The 20549-nt window shown below is 49.0% G+C and carries 19 protein-coding genes; 14 read left to right on the top strand and 5 right to left on the bottom strand.

The features are described from left to right. Positions 1-4 precede the first annotated feature (4 nt). The 4 genes from BM271_RS09055 (at position 5) to fabF (ending at position 5628) form a co-directional block, all read left to right on the top strand. A complete protein-coding gene (locus BM271_RS09055) occupies positions 5-1138 on the top strand; it encodes an ABC transporter permease (RefSeq protein ID WP_082103641.1) in 1134 nt (377 codons plus the stop codon). Between the two features lie 313 nt (positions 1139-1451). Further along, positions 1452-3308 (top strand): oligopeptide ABC transporter substrate-binding protein, encoded by a 1857-nt coding sequence (locus BM271_RS09050; RefSeq protein ID WP_046789538.1) that lies wholly within the window; start codon positions 1452-1454, stop codon positions 3306-3308. A gap of 120 nt (positions 3309-3428) precedes the next feature. Further along, a complete protein-coding gene (locus BM271_RS09045; protein ID WP_046789539.1) occupies positions 3429-4394 on the top strand; it encodes a beta-ketoacyl-ACP synthase III in 966 nt (321 codons plus the stop codon). Beyond that, positions 4387-5628 (top strand): beta-ketoacyl-ACP synthase II, encoded by a 1242-nt coding sequence (fabF, locus tag BM271_RS09040; protein ID WP_046789540.1) that lies wholly within the window; start codon positions 4387-4389, stop codon positions 5626-5628. The genes BM271_RS09045 and fabF overlap by 8 nt, the downstream gene beginning before the upstream one ends. Here fabF and BM271_RS14170 read toward each other — a convergent pair. Both BM271_RS14170 and trpS read right to left on the bottom strand, forming a co-directional pair. Then, positions 5605-6054 carry a hypothetical protein gene (locus BM271_RS14170; RefSeq protein ID WP_144412487.1) on the bottom strand — a complete coding sequence of 150 codons (450 nt, stop codon included), beginning with the start codon at positions 6052-6054 and terminating at the stop codon, positions 5605-5607. The two genes, fabF and BM271_RS14170, sit on opposite strands and share 24 nt — an antisense overlap. A 57-nt stretch (positions 6055-6111) precedes the next feature. Beyond that, entirely contained in the window at positions 6112-7110 is a 999-nt protein-coding gene (gene trpS, locus BM271_RS09035) for a tryptophan--tRNA ligase (protein ID WP_046789541.1), read from the bottom strand. Positions 7111-7398: 288 nt separating this feature from the next. Here trpS and spxA point away from each other — a divergent pair, with 288 nt between their 5' ends. From spxA to pepF, 4 genes are all read left to right on the top strand, one after another. Next, complete coding sequence (spxA, locus tag BM271_RS09030; protein WP_046789542.1) at positions 7399-7797, top strand: transcriptional regulator SpxA; 399 nt, start codon at positions 7399-7401, stop codon at positions 7795-7797. A gap of 176 nt (positions 7798-7973) precedes the next feature. After that, entirely contained in the window at positions 7974-8627 is a 654-nt protein-coding gene (gene mecA / locus BM271_RS09025; protein WP_046789543.1) for an adaptor protein MecA, read from the top strand. Positions 8628-8694: 67 nt separating this feature from the next. Then, positions 8695-9654: a competence protein CoiA gene (locus tag BM271_RS09020; protein ID WP_046789544.1), complete on the top strand. Its 960-nt coding sequence runs from the start codon at positions 8695-8697 to the stop codon at positions 9652-9654. A gap of 69 nt (positions 9655-9723) precedes the next feature. Continuing rightward, the gene (gene pepF / locus BM271_RS09015; protein ID WP_046789545.1) at positions 9724-11529 is read left to right on the top strand and encodes an oligoendopeptidase F; all 1806 of its coding nucleotides are present in this window, start codon (positions 9724-9726) and stop codon (positions 11527-11529) included. A 790-nt stretch (positions 11530-12319) separates the two neighbouring features. Here the strand turns inward: pepF and BM271_RS09010 are convergent. The 3 genes from BM271_RS09010 to BM271_RS09000 are packed head-to-tail and all read right to left on the bottom strand — an operon-like array spanning position 12320 to position 14079. After that, positions 12320-13111, bottom strand: a complete 792-nt coding sequence (locus tag BM271_RS09010; RefSeq protein WP_046789546.1) for a DsbA family protein — start codon at positions 13109-13111, stop codon at positions 12320-12322. Between the two features lie 13 nt (positions 13112-13124). Continuing rightward, positions 13125-13493: a globin domain-containing protein gene (locus tag BM271_RS09005; RefSeq protein WP_046789547.1), complete on the bottom strand. Its 369-nt coding sequence runs from the start codon at positions 13491-13493 to the stop codon at positions 13125-13127. Next, on the bottom strand, positions 13477-14079 hold the full coding sequence (locus BM271_RS09000; RefSeq protein ID WP_046789548.1) for a CYTH domain-containing protein: 603 nt from the start codon (positions 14077-14079) through the stop codon (positions 13477-13479). The genes BM271_RS09005 and BM271_RS09000 overlap by 17 nt, the downstream gene beginning before the upstream one ends. Before the next feature lie 112 nt (positions 14080-14191). On the opposite strand from BM271_RS09000, the gene BM271_RS08995 reads away from it, so the two are divergent. The 6 genes from BM271_RS08995 (at position 14192) to fabI (ending at position 20378) form a co-directional block, all read left to right on the top strand. Beyond that, positions 14192-14545, top strand: a complete 354-nt coding sequence (locus tag BM271_RS08995) for a UPF0738 family protein (protein WP_234960521.1) — start codon at positions 14192-14194, stop codon at positions 14543-14545. A 27-nt stretch (positions 14546-14572) separates the two neighbouring features. Next, positions 14573-15193: a GTP diphosphokinase gene (gene yjbM / locus BM271_RS08990; RefSeq protein WP_046789550.1), complete on the top strand. Its 621-nt coding sequence runs from the start codon at positions 14573-14575 to the stop codon at positions 15191-15193. Beyond that, positions 15093-16043 carry an NAD kinase gene (locus tag BM271_RS08985; protein WP_338061314.1) on the top strand — a complete coding sequence of 317 codons (951 nt, stop codon included), beginning with the start codon at positions 15093-15095 and terminating at the stop codon, positions 16041-16043. The genes yjbM and BM271_RS08985 overlap by 101 nt, the downstream gene beginning before the upstream one ends. A 125-nt stretch (positions 16044-16168) precedes the next feature. Then, positions 16169-17512 (top strand): magnesium transporter, encoded by a 1344-nt coding sequence (gene mgtE, locus BM271_RS08980; protein ID WP_046791424.1) that lies wholly within the window; start codon positions 16169-16171, stop codon positions 17510-17512. A 9-nt stretch (positions 17513-17521) separates the two neighbouring features. Further along, positions 17522-19381 (top strand): monovalent cation:proton antiporter family protein, encoded by a 1860-nt coding sequence (locus tag BM271_RS08975; RefSeq protein WP_046789551.1) that lies wholly within the window; start codon positions 17522-17524, stop codon positions 19379-19381. A gap of 229 nt (positions 19382-19610) precedes the next feature. Then, a complete protein-coding gene (fabI, locus tag BM271_RS08970) occupies positions 19611-20378 on the top strand; it encodes an enoyl-ACP reductase FabI (RefSeq protein ID WP_046789552.1) in 768 nt (255 codons plus the stop codon). Positions 20379-20549: the final 171 nt, after the last annotated feature.

Raw genomic sequence — 20549 nt, 5'->3', positions numbered from 1 at the left:
TAAAATGGATAATAAAGATAACAGAGGCAGAATGGGCCGGGGGCGGGAGGAAAACCGTTCCGAAGAGGAAAGAAACGAACAGGAACGCGTCCGCCGCCGCGAACAGATCGGAGACCGTGAAACGGCAAGTGACGGAAGACCCCGGGCCAAAGACGCATTTGAAGCAAGAAGCGATGATGAACACAGATATGAGAAAGGCGATATGGACATGAGCGTCAAAGCGGATCTCCCGCACGGTGTCGCCGGCCATGGAGCCCTGGATTCAAAGAACCTCCCGAAAAGTACACCGGGATGGAAAATACTGATTCAGGAAGTCATCGCCGACAAACTGGCACTTTTCTCACTCATCATATTCGTACTGATCACATCCTATGTGTTTGGACTCACGATGTTTCTCGACCGCCAGACGATCGTCACGGTGGACCTTTTCGCAATCAACCAGCCGCCGAATGAAGAATTCAGGCTGGGGACGGACTACGGCGGCCGTGATATATTCGGGCAGCTGATCATCGGGACAAGGAATTCGCTTGCGATCGGTATTCTCGTAACCATAATGAGCGTCGGCTTCGGCATTGCGTACGGCGTCATTTCCGGGTACTTCGGCGGACAGATTGACAACATGATGATGCGCGTCGTCGATTTCTTCATGGTCCTTCCGTTCCTTATGATCATCATCGTGTTTGTGACGATATCACCATCATATGATATTTTCACCTTCTCGCTCATCATGGCGGCATTCCTGTGGACGGGCACCGCGAGGCTTGTGCGTTCGCTTGCCATCCAGGAGAAGGAACTTGATTATATCAATGCATCGAAGACGCTGGGAAGTTCGCATATGAAAATCATATTCACGCAGCTGATGCCAAACCTGGTCGGTATCATCATCGTCAACAGCACGCTCTCACTTGCCGCAAACATCGGAATCGAATCCGGCCTGTCATTCATCGGGTTCGGGTTCCCAGAGGACTATCCGTCACTCGGCACGCTGATGGCTTATGCGACGAATTCGCAGACGCTCCAGCACAGATGGTGGATCTGGGTGCCTGCTGCAGTGCTGATTCTGCTGCTGATGCTCTGTGTGCGCAACATCGGTGAGGCACTGCGCCGCGCCGGTGACGCAAGACAGCGACAGGCATAGGATTTCAAGCGGGTTCCGGGACATTCATTGTGAAACGGAATCCTGCTTTTAAAATGATTTGCAATCGCTTCTTGTGGAATAATCTGAAAAATCACGGAACAGTGCAAATCGGTTGCTAAAATACACTTTTTGGTTAATTTGTATTAATAAGGCAATTGATATTTCAGATAATTGTGATAATATTATGCATATACATACTTACATATACAACTCAGGGGTATAATATTAACTAATTTTTGGTACTAAGTTTCAGTTTATCACTGAACTTAAGTATATATATCAGTTCAAATATTATTTTAGGGGAGGAAATATTATGACTAAATATTCGTGGTCGAGGCTTATGTTCTTCATGATGCTGATCATGGTATTGGCGCTTGCTGCATGCGGCGGCGGTTCATCTGAAGGGGAAGAAGGCACAGATGAAAGCTCCGAAGAAGGCGGCGGCGAGGAAAGTTCTGAAGAGGGAGGCGCAGAAGGCGAAGGCGATTCCGCTTCAGGAGAAGAGATCTACAACTATGAAGACTATAATACAGTGGTTGCCAACGATGCGGAGCCAACAGGGGAAGGTACGCTGAAAGTTGGACTTACATCCGATACACCATTCGAAGGCACACTCAACTTCAACCTGTATCAGGGTAACCCTGACTTTGAAGTAATCAGCCTTTTCGATGAACCATTGTTCACGATGGACGAGGATTTCCAGTATACGAATGACGGGGCAATGCAGTTTGAAGTCAACGAAGAGGATAATACGATCACATACACTCTTCAGGAAGGCATTACCTGGCATGACGGTGAACCGATGACAATCCAGGATTATGTCTATTCCTATGAAGTGATCGGAAGCCCTGACTATCCGGGCATACGCGGTGCGACGGACGGCTTTACGCTGCTTGAGGGATACAATGAGTATAAAGCGGGAGATGCGGAAGAAATTTCCGGAATCGAAGTCGTGGATGATCATACTGCAGTATTCACATATACCGAGATCGCACCATCACTCACTGCAGGCGGCATCTGGGCATACGCAATGCCTGAGCATCACTATGAAGGTGTAGCAATCGCCGACATGGCGGAAGCACCGCAGACACGTGAAAACCCGATCGGTTTCGGACCTTACAAAGTCGAATCCATCACACCGGGCGAAGCGGTTGTCATGACGAAGTTCGAAGATTACTGGAGAGGTGAGCCTCAGCTTGACGGCATCGAGCTTTCAGTTGTGTCACCATCTTCTGTAGCGAATGCGATGGAAACCGGCGAAACCGACGTTGCCATCAACTTCCCAACGGACCAGTTCCCGGATGTTGAAGGGATGGAAGGTGTGGAATGGCTTGCGAATATCGAAGGTTCCTACACTTACATCGGTTTCAAATTGGGCGAGTGGAATGAAGAGGAAGAGAGAGTGGACTACAAGCCTGAAGAAATGAAGATGGGCGATAAAGAGCTCCGCCGTGCAATGTGGCATGCGATGGACAATGATGCTGTGGGAGAACGTTTCTACAATGGTCTGCGCTGGAAAGCCACGACACTGATCACGCCATATCACGAAGCATGGCATAATGAGGAAGTGGAAGTGCCTGAGTATGATCCTGAAAAAGCGAAACAGATTCTTGATGAAGCAGGATATGAAGATACAGACGGCGACGGTTTCCGTGAAGATCCGGATGGCGAACCGCTTGTGATCAACTTCGCTTCAATGTCCGGCGGCGACATCGCTGAGCCATTGACGAACTACTACATCCAGTCATGGAAAGAGATCGGTCTGAACGTGCAGCTTACAAACGGCCGTCTGATCGAGTTCAACACATTCTATGACATGGTGGAAAACGACGATCCGGAAATTGACATCTACCAGGGTGCATGGGGCGTAGGATCTGACGTGGACCCTTACGGCCTGTATGGTCCGGATGTTCCATTCAACTATCCGCGTTATGCAACTGAAGAAAGCACAGAGCTGATGGAGAGAGGAAACTCACCTGAAGCGATGGATGTTGAAACAAGGAAAGGCATCTACAACGAATGGCAGGAACTGATGGTGGAAGAAATGCCTGTAATCCCAACGCTTTACAGAGCTGAAGTTGAACCTGTAAACGAAAGAGTTGTGAATTACGGTATTGAGATCGGCTATAATGAAGAAACACTTCCTTATCAGTGGGGTGTAAGCGAGTAATACAGACGCTTTAGAATCCGGCACTTATGCTTTCGCATAAGTGCTTTTTTTATTGTGGAAATGTTTGATTTGTGTTAGATTAGTACCTAGTTATAATATGAGATTATAAGGTGTGGTCAAATGAACAATGTAGGTGTTTTAGGAATCGGAACCTATGTGCCTGAGAAAGTGTTTACGAATGAAGATTTCGAAAAGATATTAGATACATCAGATGAATGGATTACAGAAATGACGGGCATCAAAGAGCGCCGTTTCGCCGAAGACATGGAGACCAGCGATCTTGCGTATGAAGCGGCGAAGGAAGCGATTGAGAATTCCGGCGTTTCCAAAGAGGATATCGATATGATCATTGTTGCAACATCGACAGGAGACCAGAAGTTCCCGACCGTTGCGACAATGCTCCAGCATAGACTCGGCCTCCGCAATATTCCTTCCATGGACCAGCTTGCTGCATGTACGGGATTCATATACGGTGTCGTTACCGGTGCGCAGTTCATCCAGACGGGAACGTATAGGCATGTGCTTGTCGTCGGTGCGGACAAACTGTCTAAAATTACTGATTTCAGCGACCGTTCAACAGCAGTTTTATTCGGCGATGGTGCAGGCGCGGTTGTCCTGGGCGAGGTGGAGGAAGGATTCGGAATGAAATCATTCGACCTCGGCAGCAACGGACAGGGCGGCTCCTATCTTTACGGTGATGAGGAAGATGGCGGCAATATCCGGATGAACGGACGGGAAGTGTTCAAATTTGCCGTGCGTCAGATGGGCGAATCCAGTGTCATTGTGACCGAAAAGGCGGGTCTGGATAAAGATGACATCGACAGGCTCGTCCCGCACCAGGCGAATATCCGCATCATGAATGCAGCGCGGGAACGCATGGAGATGCCTCCGGAGAAAATGAGCTCGACAATAGATAAATATGGCAATACTTCTGCTGCATCCATACCATTAAGTATCCATCATGACGTGAAAAATGGTAAAATAAAATCAGGAGATAACCTTATTTTAGTCGGCTTCGGCGGCGGACTCACTTGGGGTTCAATATGTCTGACTTGGGGAAGCAATAAGGAGGAGACACATGGATAAAAGAAGAGTAGTAGTTACAGGGGTCGGTGCGCTCACACCTATTGGTAATACGGCGCCAAAGACCTGGGAGAATGCCCTTAATGGTGTAAATGGTATAGGCAGGATCACCCGTTTCGACAACAGTGAATATAATATTCATGTTGCCGCTGAATTGAAAGATTTTAATGTAGAAGATTATATAGACAAGAAGGAAGCGCGCCGCATGGACCGCTTCACACAGTACGCGATGGTGGCGGCGGATGAAGCGGTTGCCGACAGCGGACTTGAGATTACCGATGAAAATGCTGAACGCGTAGGTGTCTGGATCGGGTCCGGAATCGGCGGCATCCAGGCGCTTGAAGACGGCTTCAAAGTGCTTTATGAGAGGGGGCCGCGCCGCGTGAGCCCATTCTTCGTACCGATGATGATTCCGGATATGGCAAGTGGCCAGGTTTCCATCAAACACGGTGCCAAAGGACCGAACGGTGCGACAGTGACGGCATGTGCCACAGGTACGAACTCCATCGGTGAAGCATTCAAATTCATCGCGAGGGGTCAGGCGGACGCCATGATTTCAGGCGGCACGGAAGCGCCGATCACAAAGATGGGCGTGGCAGGATTCCAGGCCAACAAAGCACTTTCAACATCAGAGGATCCGGATAAGGCATCCCGTCCGTATTCCGCGGACAGGGACGGCTTTGTAATCGGTGAAGGTTCCGGAATCGTCATGCTCGAAGAGCTCGAGCACGCAAAGGCACGCGGTGCAAAAATCTATGCTGAAATCGTCGGCTACGGTTCAACAGGGGACGCACACCATATCACGGCACCGGCTGAAGACGGAGAAGGCGGCGCACGCGCCATGAAAGAAGCGTTGAAAGACGCCGGCGTCAAACCTGAGGAAGTCGGATACGTCAACGGTCACGGCACAAGCACGCCGTACAACGACCTGTTTGAAACGAAAGCGATCAAAACAGTATTCGGCGACCATGCTTATAAAATGCTGGTCAACTCGACAAAGTCCATGACAGGACACCTGCTTGGCGGCGGCGGCGGCATGGAACTCATCATCACCGCACTGAGCTTGAGAGACGGCAGAGTCCACCCGACAATCGGCCTGGAAAACCCGGATCCCGAATGTGACCTGAACTACGTGCCGGACGGCGCAGTGGATGCAGATCTGAAATACGCGATCACGAACAGCCTCGGATTCGGCGGACACAATGCAACACTGCTATTGAAAAAATATGAAGAATAAGAATAAAATTCTTACAGCGGCACCTTCATCCCGGACGGGGTGAGGGTGTTTTTGCGTTGGGCAGAGTGTGAAATTGTGACGGCGACGTCCATATGCCAGTGTATCCGGCCTTCGTTGGGGCGACGACGTCCATATGCCGGTGTATCCGCCCTTCGTTGTGGCGACGACGTCCATATGAAGCGTTATCCGGCCTTCGTTGTGACGACGACGTCCATATGAAGCGTTATCCGGCCTTCGTTGGGGCGACGACGTCCATATGCCGGTGTATCCGGCCTTCGTCGTGACGACGACGTCCATATGCCGGTGTATCCGGCCTTCGTCGTGACGACGACGTCCATATGCCGGTGTATCCGGCCTTCGTTGTGACGACGACGTCCATATGAAGCGTTTATCCCACCCCCGCCCGACCACAAACCGTCTCCCCATACAAAAAGACACATCCACAATAAGTGGATGCGTCCCGTCCAAAAATCACATCAATATTTATCTTCTCTTACGTCCGAGGCCCATCGCGCGCTCCATCTTTTCCACCATTTTGTCAGCTTTACGGGAAGCGCGCTCCGCACCGGCATCCAAGATGTCATCCAGTACGCCGCTTTCGAGGTAGTAGTTTACTTTTTCCTGGAAGCCGGTCAGGAATTCTTCAACGACTTCGCCGAGTGCGGTCTTGAATTCACCGTAGCTTTTGCCGTCATAGTCCAGCTCAAGATCTGCGACTCTTCGGTTTGTCAGGCTGGAGTATATATCCAGCAGGTTTGAAATTCCCGGTTTCTCCGTCTTATCGTAAGTGATTTCGCTGCCTGAATCGGTTACGGCGCTGCGGATTTTCTTTGCTGCCGCTTTTGGATCGTCGAGCAGCGAAATGTATCCCTTCTGATTCTCGTCACTCTTCGACATTTTCCTGGTCGGATCATTCAGGCTCATGATGCGGCCGCCGACTTCCGGATGCTTGACTTCCGGCACGGTCAGGATATCATTATATTTCGCGTTGAAGCGCTCTGCCAGATTGCGTGTCAGTTCAAGGTGCTGCCCCTGGTCGTCACCGACAGGCACGACATCGGATCCGTAGATCAGGATATCCGCGGCCATCAGGGATGGGTATGTCAAAAGACCCACGCTGATACCTTCTTTATGACTCTGTTTACGGGCTTTGTCCTTGTACTGCGTCATGCGTTCGAGTTCGCCGATGTATCCGACACACTGCAGCATCCACGCTGCCTTGGCATGCGCAGCCACTTCGCTCTGGATGAAAAGTGTGATCTTGTCCGGATCAAGGCCGGAGGCAAGATAGATCGCTGCAAGTTTTTTCGTATTCTCCCTCAATTTGAGCCTGTCCTGTGGTACAGTTATGGCATGCTGGTCGACGATGCAGAAGTACGAATCGTATTCGTGCTGCATCTCAACGAACTGTTTATATGCGCCGATATAGTTTCCAATAGTGGGAATGCCGCTGGGCTGTACACCCGAGAATAATGTTTTCATGTCGTAATCACCTTTTGTTATGTCATTATATATATGATAATAAACTTCCGGGTTCCTTGCAATATTGGTGCAAATGGTTGCATCTTCAAAATATCTTAACAATTTTCTTTGAATTTTGCGAGATTATTAGAGTTTTCTCATTTTATTTTAATGTTGGAGAGATATAATTATAACTGTAAATAAGTCATATACGCGTTTTAAAGACGAATCATGGTATTTGGTTTATGATTTAACGATTGCGGGTATAGACCAATGTTACAAATCTTTTGAAATTGGAGTGTGAGCGACATGGTAACACTTTTTACTTCTCCAAGCTGCACATCATGCCGTAAAGCGAAAGCATGGTTACAAGAAAACGATATTCCTTATACTGAAAGAAATATATTCTCTGAAACACTTACACTAGATGAAGTGAAATCCATCCTGAGGATGACTGAAGATGGAACGGATGAAATTATTTCTACCAGATCTAAAACTTTCCAAAAATTAGATGTTGATATTGACAGTCTGCCTATGCATGAACTGTACACATTGATCATGGAAAATCCGGGGCTTCTCAGAAGACCGATCATCATGGACGAAAAACGTCTGCAGGTGGGTTACAACGAAGATGAAATTCGCCGTTTCCTGCCGCGTACTGTAAGAACGTTCCACCTTATGGAAGCTAAACGTTTAGCTGAAATGTAAGTTTTCCCCCTTAAACTGATATATGATACTTACGTTGAATAACACCTGCGGATACCTTGATATCCGTGGGTGTTTTGACGTATAATGGGTTACAATTCCAAAATTGGTATTACCCTGAGTTTATGGGGTATAATATATATATAGAAACCATTCTCGGTGAAAAAGGAGTGAGAAGGATGAGAATTGAAAGAGTGAATGATTCGACGATCAAGTTTTTCATTACGTATCAGGACATTGAAAAACGCGGCTTCGACCGGGATGACCTATGGATGAACCGAAAACGCGGCGAAGAATTCTTCTGGTCTATCATGGATGAAGTAAATCATGAACAGGAAGACGACTTTACGATGGAAGGTCCGCTCTGGATCCAGGTGCATGCATATGACAAAGGAGTGGAAGTTGTAGTGTCCAAGTCACGCGATGAAGATGATCCTTTCTCAATGGAGCAGACGCCTATGAATATAAATAATAAAGATATAGAGAGCTTCCTTGATGAAGCGGCGAAAGACAACGGGGAAACAGTTCCAGTGACAAAAGAGCCTGTAATGGTGCATTTCGATGATATAGAAGATCTCATCAAGTATACCCACGAAGTGGAACTTGACGAAACACAGTACGAAGACCTGCTGTTCACACACAAAGGCAAGTACTACTACCAGATTTTCTTCGATTATCGCCTTGATTATATGGAAATCGAACGCATCGAAGCGAAATTGCTCGAATACAGTACACCGGCTGAAATTGCAGCAATGGTGATTGAAGAATACGGTACAATCATCATGAGCAATAACGTCAGAGGTCAAGTAAGAAAATATTTTAAAGTAAAATAATTTATCTGACAGAAAAAATAATCAAAAACCTCCTTTTTTCCTATATATAGAAAAGGAGGTTTTTTATATGTTTTTAGCAGTTGATGAAAATGGTATCCAGATTACCGCGGCAGAAGCCGTTAAAAACCGGAAGTACTTCTGCTCTGTCTGCGCCGCGCCGGTGACATTCAAGTCGGGGAGTATCAAATTGCCCCATTTTTCGCATCACAGGATTCTGGACTGCATCCGTTACATGTACAAAAGAGAGTCGGCACGCCATCTTGAGGCCAAACATGACCTTTATTTGAAAATCAGAGGTATTGCACCGCTCGCAATGGAATACTATCTGCCTGAAATAGAGCAGATACCGGATTTGCTGGTGGATGATGAACTCGCCCTGGAAATCCAATTTTCCATCATTCCGGCGTCTCTGATCGCGGAGCGGTCAAGCGGCTATCATTCGCTCGGCATGGAAGTCATCTGGCTGCTTGATGAAGCATCGATCCGTATGGATAATGGTATGTGCATCCCGACGCAGTTCCAGTTTTCGACCGCTTACCGGCGGTCTTTATTCACGTACAATACAAAAACCAAAAAAATGCACAGGATTATCCTTCATCTCCACCATGGCTGCGGCAGATGGTCGTTTACTAAAACAGAGGTGTCGGCAGAGGCGCTTCTTGAGAGGAAAGAGGTTCCTGCACCCCGGAAAGTACAGCTGACGGAGCATGAAGTCGGGCGGATGATCCACCGGGAGAAGCAGCAGAAATCCGTTTTGAATCCGACATTGTCCTTCATGTATCATCTGGGGGTTGATGCAAAGAACATGCCGCGTCACCTGTGCTGGTCGATTGAAGCGGAGCGGTGGATATTGAATCCGCCGCTTGAATGGAAGCTTTTCCTGTATCATCATATAGAAAAAGGGACATTCGACATGGAGGCGTTCGGGCATTTCATCCGGATGCGCATTGTGCAGGGCAGTCCGCCGAAACAGAAAGTGCTGAGTGAGTTATTGCACGGCTATTATATGTTATATAATTCACAATAAGTTTCGGCACTTGAAATTTCAAGAGAATATTGAGAAAATTATCTTATCTTGAATACTGGAGGGGTAAGAATGGCAAAAGTCATTACAAGGGACGAACAACAATTGGAAAACACGTGGAATCTGACATCGATATTCGAATCGGATGAAGCGTTTGAACAGAAATATAAAGAACTTGAGAACCGCCTGGGCGAAGAGGAGAAGTTCAAGGGTTCTATAGATTCCGCCGAAACACTTGCAGACGCCCTGGAAGCGGAACGGGAAATTGATGAAGATGTCAGCAAAATCTATGTCTACGCCCATCTGAAGCATGACCAGGACACTTCCAACGATATCTACAGTGCGCTGGAGTCGAAAGCCAGGACGCTTGCGGTCAAATTCAGCACTGCCTGGAGTTTCCTCGTACCTGAAATCATGAAAATCGATGAAGAGACCCTCAAATCCTGGATGGAGGACGAACGGCTTTCAGAGTTCGCATTCGATCTCGAGAAGCTCAACAAAAAGCGTGAACACGTCCTCAGCGACAAAGAGGAAAAACTGCTTGCACAGGCCGGCGAGGTCATGGCCGGTCCGTCGTCAACGTACAGCATGTTCAACAATGCAGACCTGGAATTCCCGGATGCGGTTGATTCTGACGGGAATAAACATGCGCTGACACAGGGGACGTATATCGATCTCCTGAAGTCACAGGACCGTGAGCTGCGCAGGTCGGCATATGAAAACCTCTATACCAAATACGGTGATTTCAAAAATACGCTGAGCCAGACACTCCAGGGCGTCGTGAACACGCACGTCTTCTCGGCCGGGGCGAGAGGTTATGATTCGGCACGCCATCAGGCGCTGTCCAATAACTTTATTCCCGAAGCGGTCTACGACCAGCTTATCGAGACGGTGAACAATAACCTTCATCTCATGCATCGCTACACTGAGCTCCGCAAAAGGCTGCTCGGTCTGGATTCACTTAAGATGTATGACGTTTACATGCCGATGGTCAAGGACATCGAGTTCGAGATGAGCTATGAAGAGGCGAAGGACTGGATGCTGAAGTCACTCGAGCCGATGGGTGAGGAGTACGTGTCGATCATCCGTGAAGGTCTGGAGAACCGCTGGGTCGATGTCTACGAGAATAAAGGGAAGAGAAGCGGTGCGTATTCGTCCGGAACTTACGGCACCAATCCGTTCATTCTGATGAACTGGCAGGATAATGTGAATAATCTGTTCACGCTGACCCACGAGTTCGGTCACAGTGTGCACAGCTACTACAGCCGTCAGAACCAGCCGTCGAACATGTCCGGCTATTCGATTTTCGTGGCGGAAGTGGCAAGTAACTTCAACGAGGCGCTGCTTGCGGATTATATGTATAAAAATCTCGATGACAGCAAGAAGAAATTATATCTCCTGAATGAACAGCTCGAAGGATTCAAGGGATCGGTCTTCAGACAGACGATGTTCGCCGAGTTCGAGCATAAGATCCATTCCATGAAAGAAGCCGGCGAGCCGCTGACGGCAGGAGTGCTCAATGAAATCTACGGTGATCTGAACAGGAAATATTTCGGTGACGCCGTGGACTATGATGATTATATCAACGTGGAGTGGGCGAGGATACCGCACTTCTATATGAACTATTACGTGTATCAGTATTCCACAGGGTATGCCGCAGCAGCCAGCCTGTCCAAGCAGGTATTGGAAGAAGGGCCGGAAACCGCAGAAAGATATGTAAGGGAATTCCTGAAAAAAGGTTCCTCGGATTATCCGATTGAAGTGCTGAAAAACGCAGGTGTCGACATGACGACATCCGAACCGGTTGAAAATGCGATGAAAGTGTTTGAGAAACAGCTCGATCAGTTTGAAGCATTGCTTGAAGAGACGGAAATATAAAAATAATGCAGACAAATCTCCTGGCGGGGTTTGTCTTTTTTTGATTTTTTAGTTTATCTGCTGAACTGATTCGGGTGTTTTTATGAAATATTGAGTGAAAAACTGTGATTTTGTATTGATTTCTGGAGGTTTGAATCAATGATCTGAGGGATAAGTAGAAGTAAATGAGAGTGATTAATAACTCTTATGATGTATTATTACATTTTATTTTTGGCGTTATTGGTCAAAAATCTGACACGTTTTTTATTCGGTGAATTTGACAGAAATCGCGTGTTTTCAGCATTTCTGTCTGAATTTAAAGGTCAGACTTCAAAAATACTTTGTGAATACGTTTTCATTGTGTCATTATTGTGAAAAGTAGTTCAAAGTGTTGTACATCCTTGAAAACCGTGATATAGTTTAGACATGAAATTTTTATCACTGAAACATACCCCTTTGTTAAAACAGTGAGAAATTTCTCCCATCCCCTTTGTTTGAGCGGCACACTACAGAAGGTGTGCTGCTTTTTTTATTTTAATTAAATCTTTATGTATTATCGATTGCGTTAGCGCGCAATCACAATCCAAAAGAATGACGATATGAAGCAGGCCAATCGGGTCTGCTTTTTTTATGCCGTTTTTGAGAGAGTGAGAGTCGGGCGTGACACGAACGACGGCCGATAACGACAACGACAACGACAGCCACGCCCGGCGCCGTCCGCCCCCGGCACAAAAAAGGACCGGCCCCCGGGGCCGGTCCTCCAATCAATCAAATCTATTCCATTACATCTCATGCAAAGCAATCATATAATTTACTTTCCCAGACTCGACGTACCCCCGAATATCTGGTAATAGATACCTTCGTCGGTCTCTACTTCTTCAATCAACCGCTGCAGACGCAGCTTTTTCAATTCGCTGAGCAGCAGTCCGCTGCGCCATTCGAATACTGTTTTCAGCTCGTGGAAGCTGACGACTTCGAAAGATTCGATATAGTCGTAAATGCTCGGAAGCGGGTGTTTCTCTATTTCTGCGTCGACCAGTTCATTGATGATATATGTGTAAATATGATAAGGATATACGCCTTCCACCTTTACACCTTCCGCATGGACATCTCCTGAGAAGAAGACCATGGCGGGCAGTGTCCCGACGTCCATCTCCCGGTAGACTGAAAGGTCGCGGCGGAGCATCGTCCGTACATCTTCGGAACGCGCGTCGCTGAAAAATGAGGATATATCAAGACCGGCGAGACGCGCGCTTGATTCCATGTGTTCGACGGTGCAGATGCTGCGCGTCGGGGCGATGCGGTTCAGTACGTAGCGTATGAAGGCGCGGGCTTTATTGCGTCCCTGGATTTCGGCCGCCTTGTAGGCGAGCGCAATGTTATCGACATCTGATGTGGATTGCGCCTGGCACTTGGTCAGCACGGTAAGTGACGGTGCAAGAATCTTGGTGATGGAAACATGTCCACGATATTCGATCAGCAGCTTGTTGATGATGGGTTCCATCTCACGGCAGCTTTCTGAAAACGGGTCAAAAAAGTAGAAAATCTCAACATGGTGGGTCGTCGGCTCTAGTACCAGTGACTGTTCGCGAGAATTATTCATTTCCTCACCCTGCTTAATCTGTTGAATTCACCATATGGTTCGCGGTCATAGTGTAACGCGCCAGTAAAAATGACTTGAGCTCCGGATCGAGCCCGACATCATTCATCGCTTTCTCCATGTTTTCAAGCCATGCTTCCTTCGCTTTTGGTGTGATGCGGAAGGGCATGTGTCTCATTTTCATCATCGGGTGGCCGTATTCCTGGTTGTACAGGTTCGGGCCGCCGAGGAACTGTGTCTGGAACAGCTTCTGCTTATAGGCTGTTTCCGCAAGATCGTCCGGGAATAAAAAATTCATCCGGTCGTCATCAGCAACATAGGAGTAGAAGATGTCGATCATCCGGTAGAGTTTCTCCTCGCCGATCTGCTTAAAGGGTATAGGCATAATTATCACCCGTTCTGATGCTGTCAAGCTTATTGTAGAAGCGTTCGCTTTTTGTGACCTCATCGCGGCGTTCGATGCCGGCCTCTTCAAGAAGGCGGACAAACCGGGTTTCCCCTTTGTCATGATTGTCGACTTCATATTCCAGCTCAAAATCCTCCTGGTCCAAAAATGTATTCCGGTCGAGTACGAGGAGTCCTTCCTTGTAGGGAACCTCCCGGCGCTCAGTGGAGAGCGCACCGTAGATTTTAAGCTGTGATGTATCGATGTCGAGGCGTGACAGTTCACCGCGTATGATTTCCGGAAGCTCTTCTGTACGGATGTTACGGTCGAAGTTCAGATCGCTCGGGACATCGCCGTGATACTCCATCACGCCTTTTTCCGTCGGCTCCTTCAAAGTCATGACCTGACTGCCTTCAGCATCCCGGATGCGGAGCAGCAGCCTGTTCTGTCTCATCTCAAGGTTTGGTGTATCTATATAGAAATTTGTCTGCACAACCGGCTGTGCAGTGCTGAAATATTTCTCCTGCAGGCGTTCGTATTCCCGGCCGCTCAGCATATTCTTGAATTCGATTTCCAATTCTTTCATCTGGGATCCACTCCTTAACTAACATTATCTATAAATTGAAATGGACTGTAAAGTAAACAGATTTCAACGTTATCAAAAATGGTGTATTATGGTAGAATAAAGTGCGCAAGGAGTGATTGATTTGGATATATATGTAGACGAAATCAAATATGAAGAAAAAGCATTGAAATGCCATGCAGAACAGGAAATCAAGGGGATGACAGCTGCATCACGCATGATTGTGGACTCCGATAACATGAGCTTCATCTATCTGCTGGACGACGGTGAAGAATTCCAGAGGGTGCACTTCGTAAAAGAGACGTGGTCCATGCTGAATGACTTCAAAGACACGCAAATCGTACTGAATGATGAAGTGATACTCACGGATTTCTGGGAAGAGATGGATTTCCTGCTGGATAACATCGTGGACAACAACAATTACGGCAAAGAATTCGAAAGTGCCGTCAGAGAGCAATTCGGTTTATAGTACGGACATAAGACTGGGGTGTTTGTGATGGAAGAATGGGAGAAGTTTCTCAGACCTTATAAACAGGCAGTCGAGGAACTCAAAATCAAACTGAAGGGGATGCGGAAAGACTACCAGTTGAACCGCCAGTCCTCTCCGGTTGAATTTGTAACCGCCCGGGTGAAACCGGTGCAGAGCATCATTGAAAAAGCGAGCACACGTGATATTCCATACGACCGCCTGAGGGAAGGCATGTATGATATCGCAGGCATCCGGATCATGTGCCAGTTCGTCGATGACATCAAAGTCATTACGGAGCTGATCCGCAGCCGCGCGGATATGAAAGTGGTCGAAGAACGCGACTACATCGAGAACACGAAAGAGAGCGGGTACCGTTCCTACCACCTCATCATTGAATATCCGGTGCAGACGATCGAAGGGACGGTGGTGATCCTCGCCGAAATCCAGATCCGGACGCTCGCGATGAACTTCTGGGCGACGATCGAACATACGCTGAATTACAAATACAGCGGTGAGTATCCGCCTGAAATCAAAAAACGACTCCAGAATGCGGCGGAAGCGGCATACCTGCTGGATCAGGAGATGTCCGAAATCCGCGAAGAGATTCAGGACGCTCAAAAATACTACACTAAAAAACGCAATATATAGGCACGCACGGCGGCCGGTTTTTATTCTAATGAAGGAAGGGCGGATGCAGATGAAATTTTTCATCGTCTCCAAGGGGGACACGAAATCGAATGCGCTGAAGGACAAGATGATGAACTATATGATCGATATGGGGATGACGCCGGATGAGAAGAAGCCGGAGATCGTCATTTCGGTTGGCGGGGACGGGACGCTCCTGCAGGCATTCCACCGCTACCAGCATCTGATGGACCATACGGCGTTCGTCGGGGTGCATACGGGCCACCTCGGATTCTACGCAGACTGGCTGCCGCATGAAGTGGAACGGCTCATCATCTCGATCCAGAATGATGAGTTCCAGGTGATCGAATATCCGCTGCTCGAGACGATCGTACGTTATGGGACAGCCGGCACGGAGACGCGCTATCTGGCACTGAACGAGGCGACGCTCCGCACGAACAACGGGACGACGCTCGTGATGGATGTGGATATCAGAAACCAGCATTTCGAGCGGTTCCGCGGTGACGGCCTCTGCATTTCGACGCCGTCCGGTTCCACCGCTTATAATAAAGCCCTCGGGGGCGCACTGATCCATCCGTCACTCGAAGCGATACAGATGACTGAGATCGCCTCGATCAACAACCGGGTGTTCCGGACGGTCGGGTCGCCGCTCGTGCTGCCGAAGCACCATACATGCCAGGTCAATCCGGTGAACAGTGAAGTCTACAATCTGACGATAGACCATATCAACCTCGTACATAAAGGGGTGAAATCCATCCAGTTCAGAGTGGCGGATGAAAAGATCCGCTTCGCAAGATTCAGACCGTTCCCGTTCTGGAGAAGGGTTCATGATTCATTTATCTCCGCAGAATAAAAAGCACTTGAAAAAGTGCTTTTTTTATAATAATGATGCTTTTTTGCCGTCTTGCGGCAGGTTTTTATATGATGAAATGACAGGTGGTGGGCGAATTGCCTGATATCAGTGAAAAACAAGACAAAATGATGAGTTACGAAACATTGCGCTCCATGCTCAAAGATGATAATATAGACGACTTCCGGAGGGACTTCCTCGAGCTCCATACATACGAGCAGAGCGAGTTTTTCCTGGAATTGGATGAAGCGATGCGCACGCGCCTCTATCATTTTCTCGATCCGGAAGAAGTCTCCGACTTCTTCGACAGCATAGAGCTAGAACCGGATGAATACGAAGAGATCTTCGATACGATGGATGCACGCTATGCGGCGCATATGCTCGGCGCCATGCAGTACGATAATGCGGTGGATATTCTGAATAAAGTGTCCAAAGAGAAACTGACATCATTCCTGACGCTGATGGACAGAAAAGATGCGAAAGAGATCCGCGCCCTCCTGAACTATGAAGAGGACACTGCCGGCGGTATCATGACGACGGAATTCGTCAGCGTGACGTCACTGATGACGGTGCGTGAAGCGATGCGTCATCTGAAACAGAAAGCCCCGGGATCCGAGACGATCTACTACGTGTTCGTCGTGGATGAGGAACGGCGGCTTGCCGGCATCATGTCCCTCCGTGAACTCATCATCGCGGACGATGATGAATATATCGGGGACATCATGACCGGGCGCGTCGTTTCCGTCCGCGTATCGGATGATCAGGAAGAAGTCGCGCAGATCATGCGGGATTATGACTTTCTGGCAGTGCCGGTCGTGGATTACCAGGATCATCTGGTCGGTATCATCACGGCCGATGACATCATGGACGTCATACATGAAGAAGCGGGGGAGGACTACTCCAGGCTCGCCGGTATGAGCGAAATCGAAACGGCTTCGAATTCATCCATTTCCACTGCAAAAAACAGGCTGCCCTGGCTGGTCGGCCTGACATTCATGGGTATGATCACAGCGACCATGCTCACAACATTTGAAGAAACCCTGGCCCAGGTCGCAATACTTGGCGCCTTTATCCCGATCATCGGCGGGATGGCCGGAAACGCCGGCACACAATCCCTCGCCGTTGCTGTCCGCGGTATCGCGACAGGGGAAATACAGCAGGCAAGCAAAGTGAAGCTCGCACTCCGTGAGATGGGCTCCGGCATCATCACCGGTGTCATCTGCGGTGCGATACTGTTTACCATCATCCTTCTGATGTACCAGTCGCCGGTGCTCGGACTGATCGTGAGTACGAGTCTCATGATCGCGATGACACTTGCAACGCTGCTTGGTACACTGGTGCCGCTTCTCATGGCACGTGTGGGCATCGACCCTGCAGTGGCAAGCGGTCCGTTCATCACGACGTCGAATGATATCATCAGTCTGCTGATCTACTTTTCGCTTGCCAATGCATTTATGTCTTACTTGATCTAAGGAGAAACTATGGAACATGGACCATCCGTATTATCCTTGGCCATCGTCGTTCTGGCAGCCCTGCTTACCCCAATACTCATCAACCGGCTTAAAATCAGCTTCCTGCCGGTCGTGGTTGCAGAAATCATCGTCGGTGTCGTCATCGGTAATTCGTTTTTAAATATCGTGGATCCGAACGATCCATGGCTTAACATTCTGTCGACGCTCGGTTTTATATTCCTGATGTTCCTGAGCGGACTGGAAATCGACTTTGATGCATTCATCCAGAAAGCCGGGCAGAATAAAAAATCTAAAGTATTAAAGCGTCCGCTGCCGAACACGCTGGCACTTACGCTCTCGATATTCGGAGGCATACTGCTGCTCAGCCTGCTGTTTGCATTCATGATGAGCTGGGCGGGCATCTTTGACGATGTGTTCCTGCTCGTCATCATCATCTCCACCATCTCCCTCGGTGTCGTTGTACCGACGCTGAAGGAGACTAATCTGATCACGACGCAGATGGGACAGATCATCCTGCTCGTCGCGGTCATTGCGGACCTTGTCACGATGATCATGCTGGCACTCTATTCGCAGCTCTATGCGGATTCCAGCCAGCCGATCTGGCTGATGGGCATACTGGTCGTGTTCGCCGTCCTGTTCTATTTCCTGGGACGCGTCATGCACCATGCCCAGTTCCTGAAGCAGCTCAACAACGGCACGATGCAGATCGGCATACGCGGTGTATTCGCGCTGATCATCATGCTCGTTGCACTGGCGGAAGGCGTGGGAGCCGAGAACATACTCGGTGCGTTCATCGCCGGCTGTATCGTCAGCCTGCTGAAGCCTGAGAAGGATATGCACACAAAACTGGATTCATTCGGCTACGGCTTCTTCATCCCGATCTTCTTCATCATGGTCGGGGTGGACCTCGATCTGCCGTCGATGTTCCAGGACAGCCGCGTCTTCATCATGATTCCGGTGATGCTTGCGGCATACTTCCTGAGCAAGGTGATTCCGGTTGCCGTGCTGCTGCGTTACTTCGACATCAAACGCGTGTCGGCGGCGAGCTTCCTTTTGACTTCAACGCTGTCGCTCGTCATCGCCGCCGCGGTCATCGCCGAGCAGATCGGCATGATTTCCGACATCGAAAGCGGCATGTTCATCCTGAGCGCCGTGATTGCATGCATCATCACACCGGTATTCTTCAAACAGCTGTATCCGGTGCATGAAGAAGTGAACAAAGTCATCAATGTGACGATCATCGGGAACAACCAGCTGACGGTGCCTGTGGCAAACAGCATCGCCGGCGGCCTCTATGATGTGAAACTCATCTTCCACAGGAACTTTTCAGATTCGCGGGGGTCAAACAGTGAGAACATGACGTTCCACGAAATATCGGAATACAGCAGGGAATCACTGGAAGCGCTGGACGCATTCGATGCAGATATCCTTGTCGTCGGCGCCAACGACTCCTCGATTAACTGGCAGGTCGCCGGCCTCGCCAAAGAGGCGGGCGTCGAACGGATCATCTACCGTGTGGACGACCCGCGCCAGGAGGGAGAAGTCAGGAAACTCGGCTACGAGCTGTTCTCCACGATGCTCAGCTCCAAGACGCTGCTCAAAGGTCTGATAGAGTCGCCGAACATGATCGAACTCCTCTCGGACGAAGAGACGTCCATATACGAAATACACATGAACAACTACAGGTACGACGGCATGATTCTGAGGAACTTCCCGTTCTCGGGGGACATCATCTTCCTCAGGATCCTGCGCGGACAGGAATCGCTCGTGCCCCACGGGGACACGCCGCTGCAGGTCGATGACAAGATATTCGTCACCGGTGCGACTGACTACGTCGAAGAACTCAAGCGGGAGCTTGAACTGTACTGATGAACGCCGCTGTCCTCCGCGATGGCGGCTTTTTTTGACGGTGATTTCGCAGGAACCGGCGGCGGAGCACGGAGAGGCTGAGGGGTTTCATTCACCAAAAACATTTTTTTGTTGCAATTGGGGATGAAAAAATGTAGATTAGTAGTAGGTACTAATAACAAACTATAAATTGTTTTGGCAGAGGGAATAAAAACCCGGGCGCCAAATGTGAAAAGGGAGTTAATCATTTATGAATCTCGAAGGTAAAACCTATGTCATCATGGGTGTCGCAAATAAGCGCAGTATCGCCTGGGGTGCAGCACGTGCGCTCGACCAGATGGGAGCGAAACTCGTTTTCACAATTCTGAACGAGCGTTTCCGCCGTGAGCTGGAAAAGCTTCTGGGTGAGCTTGAAGGCGATCATGATATCGTTGTTGAATGTGATGTTCAGGACGATGCGCAGATCGAGTCTGCTTTCAGGGAAATCGGTGAGAAGACCGGTGGCATCGATGGTCTGCTTCACGCAATCGCATTCGCGGGCAAGGACGAGCTTAAAGGCGGCTACAGCGAAACGACGCGTGAAGGATTCAAAAATGCACTGGATATCAGCACATACTCGCTGACTGTTGTTGCGAAACATGCGAAGAAAATCATGAATGAGGGCGGCAGCATCGTTACGATGACGTACCTCGGCGGCGAGCGCGCTATGCCGAACTACAACGTGATGGGTGTGGCGAAAGCGGCCCTCGACTCAAGCGTACGCTACCTAGCATACGATCTCGGCGAAGACGGGTTCCGTGTCAACGCAGTATCCGCAGGCCCGATTCGTACCCTCAGCTCATCTGCTGTAGGCGAATTCAAATCAATCTTGAAAGAAATCGAAGAAAAAGCACCTCTCCGCAGAAACGTGGATCAGCTTGAAGTCGGAAACACAGTGGCATTCCTGCTCAGCGATCTCGCAAGCGGAATCACAGGCGAAGTCGTTCACGTCGACTCCGGCTACCATATAATGGCGTAGAAACTCAATATCACCTCAGCATCACAGCTGACAAAAACCCGGGCTCTCTTTGGAGGCCCGGTTTTTTTGCCGTGTCTGGGGTCGCGAAGGCCAGATGGCGCGGTTGCCGGCCTTCGTCGAGGACGACGATGTCCATATGCGAGGTTATGTGGCCTTCGTCGGGGATGACGA

Source organism: Salinicoccus halodurans (assembly GCF_900114445.1).
GTDB lineage: Bacteria > Bacillota > Bacilli > Staphylococcales > Salinicoccaceae > Salinicoccus > Salinicoccus halodurans.
This window is presented reverse-complemented; position numbering and strand designations above follow the sequence as displayed.

Bases quoted from the DNA above. Each gene is read 5' to 3' on its own strand.
- BM271_RS09055 (WP_082103641.1), top strand. From the start codon at position 5: ATGGATAATAAAGATAACAGAGGCAGAATGGGCCGGGGGCGGGAGGAA.
- BM271_RS09050 (WP_046789538.1), top strand. From the start codon at position 1,452: ATGACTAAATATTCGTGGTCGAGGCTTATGTTCTTCATGATGCTGATC.
- BM271_RS09045 (WP_046789539.1), top strand. From the start codon at position 3,429: ATGAACAATGTAGGTGTTTTAGGAATCGGAACCTATGTGCCTGAGAAA.
- fabF (WP_046789540.1), top strand. From the start codon at position 4,387: ATGGATAAAAGAAGAGTAGTAGTTACAGGGGTCGGTGCGCTCACACCT.
- BM271_RS14170 (WP_144412487.1), bottom strand. From the start codon at position 6,054: ATGGGGAGACGGTTTGTGGTCGGGCGGGGGTGGGATAAACGCTTCATA.
- trpS (WP_046789541.1), bottom strand. From the start codon at position 7,110: ATGAAAACATTATTCTCGGGTGTACAGCCCAGCGGCATTCCCACTATT.
- spxA (WP_046789542.1), top strand. From the start codon at position 7,399: ATGGTAACACTTTTTACTTCTCCAAGCTGCACATCATGCCGTAAAGCG.
- mecA (WP_046789543.1), top strand. From the start codon at position 7,974: ATGAGAATTGAAAGAGTGAATGATTCGACGATCAAGTTTTTCATTACG.
- BM271_RS09020 (WP_046789544.1), top strand. From the start codon at position 8,695: ATGTTTTTAGCAGTTGATGAAAATGGTATCCAGATTACCGCGGCAGAA.
- pepF (WP_046789545.1), top strand. From the start codon at position 9,724: ATGGCAAAAGTCATTACAAGGGACGAACAACAATTGGAAAACACGTGG.
- BM271_RS09010 (WP_046789546.1), bottom strand. From the start codon at position 13,111: ATGAATAATTCTCGCGAACAGTCACTGGTACTAGAGCCGACGACCCAC.
- BM271_RS09005 (WP_046789547.1), bottom strand. From the start codon at position 13,493: ATGCCTATACCCTTTAAGCAGATCGGCGAGGAGAAACTCTACCGGATG.
- BM271_RS09000 (WP_046789548.1), bottom strand. From the start codon at position 14,079: ATGAAAGAATTGGAAATCGAATTCAAGAATATGCTGAGCGGCCGGGAA.
- yjbM (WP_046789550.1), top strand. From the start codon at position 14,573: ATGGAAGAATGGGAGAAGTTTCTCAGACCTTATAAACAGGCAGTCGAG.
- BM271_RS08985 (WP_338061314.1), top strand. From the start codon at position 15,093: ATGCGGCGGAAGCGGCATACCTGCTGGATCAGGAGATGTCCGAAATCC.
- mgtE (WP_046791424.1), top strand. From the start codon at position 16,169: ATGATGAGTTACGAAACATTGCGCTCCATGCTCAAAGATGATAATATA.
- BM271_RS08975 (WP_046789551.1), top strand. From the start codon at position 17,522: ATGGAACATGGACCATCCGTATTATCCTTGGCCATCGTCGTTCTGGCA.
- fabI (WP_046789552.1), top strand. From the start codon at position 19,611: ATGAATCTCGAAGGTAAAACCTATGTCATCATGGGTGTCGCAAATAAG.